Origin of the sequence: Kitasatospora purpeofusca (assembly GCF_034043715.1) — a bacterium.
Classification (GTDB): Bacteria; Actinomycetota; Actinomycetes; order Streptomycetales; family Streptomycetaceae; genus Kitasatospora; species Kitasatospora purpeofusca_A.
This window is the reverse complement of record NZ_JAXCLC010000090.1, coordinates 19,903-29,761: the sequence shown is the minus strand read 5'-3', so window position 1 is coordinate 29,761 and position 9,859 is coordinate 19,903. Positions and strand designations below refer to the sequence as shown.

General features: G+C 72.5%; 5 protein-coding genes. All 5 read right to left on the bottom strand.

All coding sequences use genetic code 11. The annotated features are described in order from the left end of the window. Positions 1-38: 38 nt before the first annotated feature. The 5 genes from SM793_RS32495 to SM793_RS32475 all read right to left on the bottom strand — a co-directional run bounded on the left by SM793_RS32495 (position 39) and on the right by SM793_RS32475 (position 9,813). Positions 39-4,985 carry an NAD-glutamate dehydrogenase gene (locus SM793_RS32495; RefSeq protein WP_320441916.1) on the bottom strand — a complete coding sequence of 1,649 codons (4,947 nt, stop codon included), beginning with the start codon at positions 4,983-4,985 and terminating at the stop codon, positions 39-41. 335 nt (positions 4,986-5,320) lie between these two features. Beyond that, a complete protein-coding gene (gene pruA, locus SM793_RS32490) occupies positions 5,321-6,946 on the bottom strand; it encodes an L-glutamate gamma-semialdehyde dehydrogenase (protein WP_320441919.1) in 1,626 nt (541 codons plus the stop codon). A gap of 186 nt (positions 6,947-7,132) precedes the next feature. Beyond that, entirely contained in the window at positions 7,133-7,789 is a 657-nt protein-coding gene (locus SM793_RS32485; RefSeq protein ID WP_413816087.1) for an HAD family hydrolase, read from the bottom strand. 164 nt (positions 7,790-7,953) lie between these two features. Next, positions 7,954-8,463 carry a DUF6912 family protein gene (locus SM793_RS32480; protein WP_320441915.1) on the bottom strand — a complete coding sequence of 170 codons (510 nt, stop codon included), beginning with the start codon at positions 8,461-8,463 and terminating at the stop codon, positions 7,954-7,956. 198 nt (positions 8,464-8,661) lie between these two features. Then, positions 8,662-9,813: a patatin-like phospholipase family protein gene (locus SM793_RS32475; RefSeq protein ID WP_320441914.1), complete on the bottom strand. Its 1,152-nt coding sequence runs from the start codon at positions 9,811-9,813 to the stop codon at positions 8,662-8,664. Positions 9,814-9,859: the final 46 nt, after the last annotated feature.

Genomic DNA, 9,859 nt, shown 5'->3' with positions numbered 1-9,859 from the left:
CCCCGGCCGGGGGCCCCGCCGTTCGGAACTGCTCTCCGTCAGCGCATCGAACCCGTGCGGAGCAGGGTGCGGATGACGCGCATCGCGACCGAGAGGCTGGACAGCTCGTAGTTGTCCGAACCCCTTATGTCGTCGAGGGTGCTCTTGGCGCGGTTCAGCAGGGTCGCGTTGAGCTCCGCCCAGGCGGTGTAGCGCTCCTCGGGGGTGGCGCCGTCGGGGCCGCAGGCCAGGATGTCGGCGGTCAGCGCCGCGTGGGCCGCGAAGAGGTCCTCGCGGATGGCGGCGCGGGCCATCGACGACCAGCGGTCGGTGCGGGGCAGCTCGATGATGCGGTCGAGCAGGTGGGTGATCTGCAGCCGGTCGGCGAGGTCGTAGTAGAGCTCGGCGACCTCGGCGACGTCCTTGCCGGACCGGTCCGCGACCTCGGTGATGTCCAGGGTCGGGAAGGTCGAGGACAGGCCCGCGACCCGGGTGGCGAGCTCCTCCGGCACACCGGCGCCGGCGAGCTCCCCGTAGACGTGCTCGAACCAGACCAGGTCCTCGCCGCGCAGCGGCTTGGGCAGCGAGCCCCAGACCTGGTTGACCCGGTCGTGGAAGAACTCGATGGTGCCGGCGATGTCCAGCGGCTGGCGCCGGTTGTTGAGCATCCACCGGGTGGCGCGCTCGACCAGACGGCGCGAGTGCAGCCGCATCTTGGTCTGTGCCCGGGCCGGGACCCGGTTGTCCAGGCCCTCGATCTCGGACCAGATCTCCTCCAGGCCGAAGACGGCCCGGGCGGCGGTGTGGGTGCGGGCGACCTCTTCGTAGGTCGCGCCGGTCTCCTCCTTCAGCCGGAAGGCGAAGGTGCAGCCACCGCGGTTGATCGTGTCGTTGACGATCAGCGTGGTGATGATCTCGCGGCGCAGCGGGTGCCGGTCGATCTGCTCGGCGAACCGGGCCCGCAGCGCGCTGGGGAAGTACTCGTGCAGCGCGGTGCGGAAGAACGGGTCGTCGGGCAGGTCGGTGGCGAGCAGCTCCTCGGCCAGGGTGATCTTGGTGTAGGCGAGCAGCACCGACATCTCGGGCTGGGACAGACCCCGGCCGTTCTGCTGGCGCTCGCGGATCTGCCGCTCGGTGGGCAGGAACTCCAGGCCCCGGTCCAGCTGGCCGCCCGACTCCAGCCGGTTGATCATCCGGGAGTGGACGTTGACCATGCTGTGCGCCTGGGCCACCGCGTTGGCCAGCACCACGTTCTGCGCGTAGTTGTTGCGCAGGACGAGGTGGCCGACCTCGTCGGTCATCTCGGCGAGCAGGGTGTTGCGCTGCTTGACCGTCATGTCGCCGTCGGCGACCACCTGGTTCAGCAGGATCTTGATGTTGACCTCGTGGTCCGAGGTGTCGACGCCGGCCGAGTTGTCGATGGCGTCGGTGTTAATCCAGCCGCCGGCGCTCTCCGGGCCGCCGGAGGCCGCGTACTCGATGCGGCCGAGCTGGGTGCAGCCGAGGTTGCCGCCCTCGCCGACGACGCGGGCGCGGACCTGCTCGCCGTTGACCCGGATGGCGTCGTTGGCCTTGTCGCCGACCTCGGCGTTGGTCTCGGTGGAGGCCTTGACGTAGGTGCCGATGCCGCCGTTCCAGAACAGGTCGACCGGCGCCTGGAGGATGGCCTTCATCAGCTCGGCGGGGGTGAGCCGGGTGTCGGAGACTCCCAGTGCGGCCCGGACCTGCGCGGTGAGCTGGATCGACTTGGCGCTGCGCGGGAAGATCCCGCCGCCGGCCGAGATCAGCGACCTGTCGTAGTCGTCCCAGGAGCTGCGGGGCAGCTCGAACAGGCGGCGGCGCTCGGCGTACGAGGAGGCCGCCACCGGGTTCGGGTCCAGGAAGATGTGGCGGTGGTCGAAGGCGGCGACCAGGCGGATGTGCTCGCTGAGCAGCATGCCGTTGCCGAAGACGTCGCCGGACATGTCGCCGATGCCGACGACGGTGAAGTCCTCGGACTGGGTGTCGACGCCGAGCTCGCGGAAGTTGCGCTTGACGGACTCCCAGGCGCCGCGGGCGGTGATGCCCATGCCCTTGTGGTCGTAGCCGGCCGAGCCGCCGGAGGCGAACGCGTCGCCCAGCCAGAAGCCGTAGGACTCGGCGACACCGTTGGCGATGTCGGAGAAGGTCGCGGTGCCCTTGTCGGCGGCGACGACCAGGTAGGTGTCGTCCTCGTCGTGGCGGACCACGTCGGCCGGGTGGACGACCTCGCCGCCGACCAGGTTGTCGGTGATGTCCAGCAGCGCCGAGATGAAGGTCTTGTAGGACGAGACGCCCTCGGCCAGCCAGGCGTCGCGGTCCACCGACGGGTCCGGCAGCTGCTTGGCGACGAAGCCGCCCTTGGCGCCGACCGGCACGATGACGGTGTTCTTCACCATCTGCGCCTTGACCAGGCCGAGGATCTCGGTGCGGAAGTCCTCACGCCGGTCGGACCAGCGCAGACCGCCGCGGGCGACCTTGCCGAAGCGCAGGTGCACGCCCTCGACCTGCGGCGAGTAGACCCAGATCTCGAACGCCGGGCGCGGGGCCGGCAGGTCGGGGATGGCCTTCGGGTCGAACTTCATCGACACGTAGGAGTGCCACGCGCCGGTGCCGTCGTGCTGGAAGAAGTTGGTCCGCAGGGTGGCCTTGATGAGGTGCAGGAAGGAGCGCAGGATGCGGTCCTCGTCCAGCGAGGCGACCTCGTCCAGCGCGCCGTCCAGCTCCTCCAGGATGCCCTCGGTCAGCTCCAGCGCGCCCTGCTGGTGGCTGGGGCTCAGCCGGGCCTCGAAGAGGTTCACCAGCAGGCGGGTGGTGTGGGTGTTGTTGCGGAGCGCGTCCTCCATGTAGTCCTGGGAGAACGTGGAGCCCGCCTGGCGCAGGTACTTGGCGTACGCGCGCAGCATCATCGCCTGGCGCCAGGTCAGCCCGGCGGTCAGGACGAGGTCGTTGAAGCCGTCGTTCTCGGCCTTGCCGGTCCAGGTGGCGGCGAAGGTCTCCTGGAAGCGGTCGCGGGCCTCGTCGGTCAGCTCGACGGCCTCGCGCAGCCGCAGACCGAAGTCGTACACCCAGGCGGTGGTGTGGTCGGAGCGGGTCAGCGCGTACGGGTGCTCGTCGAGCACCTCGACGCCCAGCCGCTGGAGGACCGGCAGCACCTCGGTGAGCGAGATCGGGCCGCCCACCCGGTAGATCTTGAAGCGGCGCTCGTCGTCGCCGGCGCCGACCGGCTGGTAGAGGTTCAGCCGGAAGTCGCCGTCCCCGTGCAGCGCCTCGATCTGCTTGAGGTCCGCGACCGCGGTACGCGCGGTGAAGTCGGCGCGGTAGCCGTCGGGGAAGGCGTTGGCGTACTTGCGGGAGAGCTCGGCGGCCTTCTCCTCGCCCAGCTCGACGTGCAGCTGGTCGTTGAACCCGTCCATCCAGAACCGGGCGGCCTCGGCCAGCTTGGCCTCGATCCGCTCGATCTCGGCGTCCGTGAGGTGGGGCAGCTCGCTGCCGGGGGTGACCCGGACGACGAAGTGCAGCCGGGTCAGCACCGACTCCGTCGACCAGACCGTGTAGTCGATCGAGGCGCCGTTGAGCTCCTGCATCAGGATGTCCATGAGGCGCAGCCGGATGCGGGTGGTGTAGCGGTCGCGCGGCAGGTAGACCAGCGCGGAGAAGTAGCGCCCGTACTCGTCCTGGCGCAGGAACAGCCGCAGCCGGCGGCGCTCCTGGAGGTAGAGCACGCTGGTGGCGATCTGCAGCAGCTCGTCGGCCGGGGTCTGGAAGATCTCGTCCCGGGGGAAGGTCTCCAGGATCTGCAGCAGGTCGCGGCCGTCGTGGCTCTCGGTCGAGAAGCCGGAGCTGAGGATGACGTCCTGGACCTTGCGGCGGACCACCGGGATGCGGCTGACCGACTCGGTGTAGGCGGCGGCCGAGAACAGGCCCAGGAAGCGGCGCTCGCCGATGACCTCGCCGTTGGCGTCGAACTTCTTCACGCCGACGTAGTCGAGGTAGGACGGGCGGTGCACGGTCGCCCGGCTGTTGGCCTTGGTGAGGACGAGCAGCTTCTTCTCGTGGGCCTTGGCGCGCACCGGCGCGGACAGCCGGCCGAAGGCCTCGCTGACGGCGTGGTGCTGGTCGTCGTGGCCGATCGGGTCGGAGCGCAGGATGCCGAGGCCGGTCCCGGCGACGGCCTTGAGGACCTCCTCGCCCTCGTGCTCGACCAGGTCGTACTCGCGGTAGCCGAGGAAGGTGAAGTGGTCGTCGGCGAGCCAGCGCATGAGCTCCCAGGCCTCGCCGACCTCCTGCTCCGGCAGGCCGGCCGGGGGCTGCTCGGCGAGCTCGTCGGCCAGACGCAGCGCGGACTCGCGCATCTTGGTCCAGTCCTCGACGACCTCGCGGACGTCGCCGAGCACCCGGCGCAGGTCGGCCTCGATCTCGCGCAGGTCCTCGCGGTCGGTCTCGCGGTCGACCTCGATGTGCATCCACGACTCGACGGTCGCGTCGGCCGGCCACGCGGCGCCGGCGGCCTGGCTGCGGGCGCAGGCGTCGACGTCGAGGATCTCCAGCAGCTTGCCGGTGATGTCGCGGCGGACGACCAGCTGGGGGTGGATGACGACGTGGATCGCGCGGTCCTGGCGGGACAGCTCGTTGGTCACCGAGTCGACCAGGAACGGCATGTCGTCGGTGACGACCTCGACCACGGTGTGGCCGCAGGACCAGCCGTTCTCCTCGACCGAGGGGGTGTGCACCCGCACCTCGGCGGTGCCCTGGGGACGCTTGAGGCCCAGGCGGTAGTGCGAGGCGGCCGCGCCGTAGACGTCGACCGGGTCCCGGTCGAGCAGGTCCTCGGGCGCCGTGTGGAGGTAGTAGTGGTGCAGGTACGCGGACAGAGCGCCGGTGCTCAGTCCCTCCCCCGGCGCCGCTCCCCCCACCTGGCTGTTCTCAGCGGCTGCTGCTGCCTTCCTGAGCAGTTCGGCCTTGGCTGCGTCCAGCTTGGTCTGCATGACTTCTTGGCTCCTGTCGCGCGCCGTTGCGTGACTCGGTGGTGGTCTCGGTGTCCACCGCCGGGGGTCTTCCGCAAATCCTGCCGCACCATCCAGCTGAAAAGGCTCCATGGCGCGCATGGAACACCTCTGCAGCGGGTAGGACGCAACGTTCGGCCTGCGGAGCCACCCGACGACGCCAGCCAGCCTAACGGGATCAATCGAAGGTGTCAGGGGACAAGCAGGCGCAAACCTGCAGGAAGATCGGGCCGTCCTGGACAGCTTGTCCAATCAGCCTGCCGGTTTGCGCCGAAAGCCGGAACTTCGTGCGGAGCACGTGTGCGGACCGTCGGCATTCAGCCCATGTACGGGTGAACGTATGTGGTCGGCGGCACGAACGTCTCCTTGATCGACCTCGCCGAGGTCCAGCGCAGCAGGTTCTGCGGCGCGCCCGCCTTGTCGTTGGTGCCGGACGCCCGGCCGCCGCCGAACGGCTGCTGGCCCACCACGGCGCCGGTCGGCTTGTCGTTGATGTAGAAGTTCCCGGCGGCGAACCGCAGCGCCTCCAGGGCCTGCGCGATCGCGTAGCGGTCCTGCGCGACCACCGCGCCGGTCAGCCCGTACGGGGCACCCGCGTCGACCCGGCCCAGCACGTCCTCCCAGCGGGAGTCCTCGTAGACGTGGACGGCCAGGATCGGGCCGAAGTACTCGGTGCGGAACATCTCGTTGCGGTGGTCCGAGGAGACCAGCACGGTCGGGCGGACGAACCAGCCGATCGCGTCGTCGTACTGTCCGCCGGCCGCCAGCTCCACCGTCGGGTCGGCCTTGGCCCGCTCGATCGCGTCCCGGTTCCGCTCGAACGCGCGCCGGTCGATCAGCGCGCCCATGAAGTTCGACAGGTCGGTGACGTCGCCGACGGCCAGCGCGTCCACCTCGGCGAGCAGGTCGTCCTTGATCCGCTGCCAGAGGCTGCGCGGCAGGTACGCGCGGGAGAGCGCCGAGCACTTCTGGCCCTGGTACTCGAAGGCGCCCCGGATCAGCGCCGCCTTGAGGACCTCCGGATCGGCCGAGCGGTGCGCCAGCAGGAAGTCCTTGCCACCGGTCTCGCCGACGATCCGGGGGTAGGTGCGGTAGCCGCCGATGTTGGCGCCGATCGTCTGCCAGAGCGACTGGAAGGTCGCGGTGGAACCCGTGAAGTGCAGCCCGGCCAGGGCCGGATCGGCCAGCGCCACCGCGGACAGCTGCTGCCCGTCACCGGTGACCAGGTTGATCACTCCCGGCGGCAGCCCGGCCGCCTCCAGCAGCCGCATCAGGTGGTACGCGGCCAGCGTCTGGGTCGGCGCCGGCTTCCACACCACGGTGTTGCCCATCAGCGCCGGCGCGGTCGGCAGGTTCCCGGCGATCGCGGTGAAGTTGAACGGGGTGACCGCGTAGACGAAGCCCTCCAGCGGGCGGTGGTCGGTGCGGTTCCACACCCCGGGCGAGGAGACCGGCTGCTCGGCCAGGATCCGCCGGGCGAAGTGGACGTTGTAGCGCCAGAAGTCGATCAGCTCGCAGGCCGAGTCGATCTCCGCCTGCTGGGCCGTCTTGGACTGGCCGAGCATGGTCGCCGCGTTGAGCGTCTCCCGCCACGGCCCGGCCAGCAGGTCGGCGGCGCGCAGGAAGACCGCCGCCCGGTCGTCGAAGGACAGCCCGCGCCACTCCCGCCCGGCGGCCAGCGCGGCGTCCACGGCGGCCCTGGCGTCCTCCCGGGTGGCGTTGCCCAGCACACCCAGCTTCGCCGCGTGGTGGTGCGGCTGGACGACGTCGATCCGCTCGCCGCCCCCGAACCGCTGCTCGCCGCCGATGGTCATCGGCAGCGGGACCGGCTCGGCCGCCAGCTCGTCCAGCCGGCGCACCAGCCGCTCCCGCTCCGGGCTGCCGGGCGCGTAGCCGAGCACCGGCTCGTTCCCCGGGACCGGGACGTCGGTGACTGCGTCGATGGGCATGGGCGGGCTCCGCTCCTGTGGGGGCGGCCGGCCCGTTCCGACGACGGGCCCGGCACCCGTCCAGCCTGACCAGCGCGGGGGCGCCGCGCCCGCCCGGACACGCCGGGGGTGGAGTGGCGCGTGCCACGTGGTGGTGGCCGGACCGGGGCCGCCGTCGGTCCGGAGGGGGCGTGGAGCGCCTCAGCCGGCGATCCGGCCGGCCAGCTCGACCGCCTCCGCCAGGCTGTCCACCACCGGTACGCCGACCGGCTCCAGCTTCTCCCGGGTGTGCGAGCCGCCGGTGTAGAGCACGGCGTGCGCGCCCGCCTCCAGCGCGGCCAGCGCGTCGTCCGCCGCGTCCCCGATCAGCACGGTGCGGGCCGGGTCCACCTGCCTGCCGAGCGCCGCCAGGTGCCGGACCAGGTGCTGGGCCTTCTGCCCGCCGGCCGGACCGCTGCGCCCGTCCACCCGCAGGAACTGGCCGGTCAGGCCGAAGCCCTCGACGACCGGCAGCAGCCGGTCGTGCTCGTACATGGACAGCAGCGACTGGCTCCGCCCGGCCGCCCGCCAGCCGTCCAGCAGCTCGAGGGCGCCGTCGGTGAGGCCGCAGGCGGCGCTCAGCTGGTGGTAGCGGTCGTGGAACGCGTCGTCCAGGAGCAGCCACTCCTCCTCGGAGGGCAGCCGGCCGAGCAGCCGCTGGTAGAACCGGGGGATCGGGATCTCGTACTGCTCGCGGTACTCCTGCAGCGTCATCGGCGCGACGCCGATGGTCGCGAAAGCGGCGTTGCTCGCTCCGAGCACCGCTTCCATGTCGTGGAAGAGCGTTCCGTTCCAGTCCCAGACGATATGAGTGCGCACGTCTGAAACGGTAGCGCCGGGCCCGGCCGGACCGGTAGGACGGGGCTCACGGTGCCCGGGGCCCTGGGGCGCGGGCACCGGTGTCGGCCCCGGCTCGGACGCGGCCTCGGGCTCGGTCTCCGGCTCGGGCTCGGGCTCGGGCTCGACGCGGCCTCGGGCGCGGCTCAGGCCAGCAGGCCGGCGATCTCCTGGGTGGCGAACCAGAGCAGGTCGTGGTCCTCGGCGCCGTCCACGGTGAACTGGGCGTCCTGGTCGCCCGCGTCCGCGGCCGTCACCGCCCCGACCGCCGCCGCCACATCGGCCACCACGTCGCGGTCCGCGACATCGGCGTGCACGGCGGCCGCCTTGGCCAGCTTCACCGGTCCGGCCAGCACCACCCGGCCCAGCGAGGCCTGGTCCTGGTACTCGTCGCCGGGGAACGGCGTCACGGCCGAGTCGGCGACGTCGAGCGCGATCACGACCCGTCGGCGCGGGGCGTCCGGCTCGGCGGCCAGCAGGCGCAGCGAGGACTGGGCCGCGCGGTTGAGGGCCGCGTACTCCAGTTCCTCCAGGTCCTCGCTGACGTACCACTCGCGCAGCGCGGGCGTCACGGCGTACGCCGCGGACTGCTCCAGCGCCCCGCCCGCGTGCGCCGCTGCCAGGCCGGTCAGGGTGGTGGGCACGTACACGCGCATCGGTGGCACTCTCCGGTTCGTCCAGCGGCACAGCTTCCAGCGTCCCCAAGAATAAGCTCCGGACACGTCGCCGCGATCACCCGTGCCCCCGCCGGGCCGCCCGTGATGCCCCGCGCGCGTCCTGGCGGGCCCGCCGGCCCGGCCGTTCCGGGGCCCGTCCCGCCGTCCCGGGGCCCGTCCCCCGCCGGCCGTCCCTGGTCAGCCGGCGGCCTCCAGAACCCGGCGGCAGGTGTCCAGCGCGCTCTCCAGGACCGGGCCCCGACGGGCCGGGTCCATCATGTTCGGCCCCATCACGGCCAGGTCCGCGGGTGCGGGTGCGAGCAGGTGGACCCGGACGCCGCCCGCCCGCAGCAGTCCGGCCTCGCGCAGCAGCTGCCTGGTCACCGCCCTGCGGTAGCGGCCGACCAGCTGGGCCAGCACTCCGCGCGGGAGGTCGCGCCCGCGCCGGGCGCGCGCGAAACCGGACACGCCCCCGACGGACTCCGAGTGCCCCGGTTGCGGACGCCCCGGCGGGTCGCTGCGCAGCGCCATGGGCGCCAGTACGTACACCTCGTCGAGGCCCCGGTCGAGCAGCAGGTCGGCGTTCGTGGCCGACCAGCAGCCGCCGTCCACGTAGTCCGCCCCGCCCACCCGGACGGGGGCGAACCAGCCCGGGATCGCGCAGGAGGCCATCACCGCCTCACCGACACCGGCGAGCGGGGCGTCCGGATCGCCGAAAACCACCCGGTGGCCGCTGCGGTAGTCCACCGCGACGACCCGCAGCGGCGACGCGCGCCCGGTGACGCCGAGCGGCGCCGGCCCGGTCGGGGCCGCTCCGGTCACTCCGGCCTGTCCGGTCACCCCGGTAGCGCCGACCGCCCCGGTACTGCCGAACAGGCCGCCGAACAGCGCGCCCACCTGCTCCAGCGAACCCCGGCCGTGCGGGGCCATCGCCGAGACCAGGGTGAGCAGCGGGTACTTGCGCGGGTGCCGCACGGCGTCCCGCAGCAGCCTCGGCGAACCGATGCCCACCCGGGGCCACGGCGGCAGCGCCCCGCCGACCGCCGTGTCGTAGTCGAAGTCGACCCCGGCCAGCGGGCCGGACGTGATCGGCAGTCCCCGCTGGTGGTCCCGGAGCTGCTCGGCGCCGACCCCGGCGGCCAGCAGCGCGCCCAGGATCGCCCCGGCCGAGGTGCCGAGCACCACCTCCGCGTCACCGGCCCGGCGGCCGGTCGCCTCCTCCACCGCGCAGAGCGCGCCGACCGTCCAGGCCGCGCCGAGCATGCCCCCGCCGCCCAGCACCAGGCCACGCCGGGGAGCGCCGTCGGCCCGCGGCGGCGTCGGCCGTGTCCCGGATACCCATGTCGTCATGCCGGCCGCCTGTCCTCGTCGGGGCGGTGCTGGTCCGGAGCGGGCG

Excerpts from the sequence above, each read along its gene's own strand:
- SM793_RS32495 (WP_320441916.1), bottom strand. The coding sequence starts at position 4,985 with ATGCAGACCAAGCTGGACGCAGCCAAGGCCGAACTGCTCAGGAAGGCA.
- SM793_RS32480 (WP_320441915.1), bottom strand. The coding sequence starts at position 8,463 with ATGCGCGTGTACGTGCCCACCACCCTGACCGGCCTGGCAGCGGCGCAC.
- SM793_RS32475 (WP_320441914.1), bottom strand. The coding sequence starts at position 9,813 with ATGACGACATGGGTATCCGGGACACGGCCGACGCCGCCGCGGGCCGAC.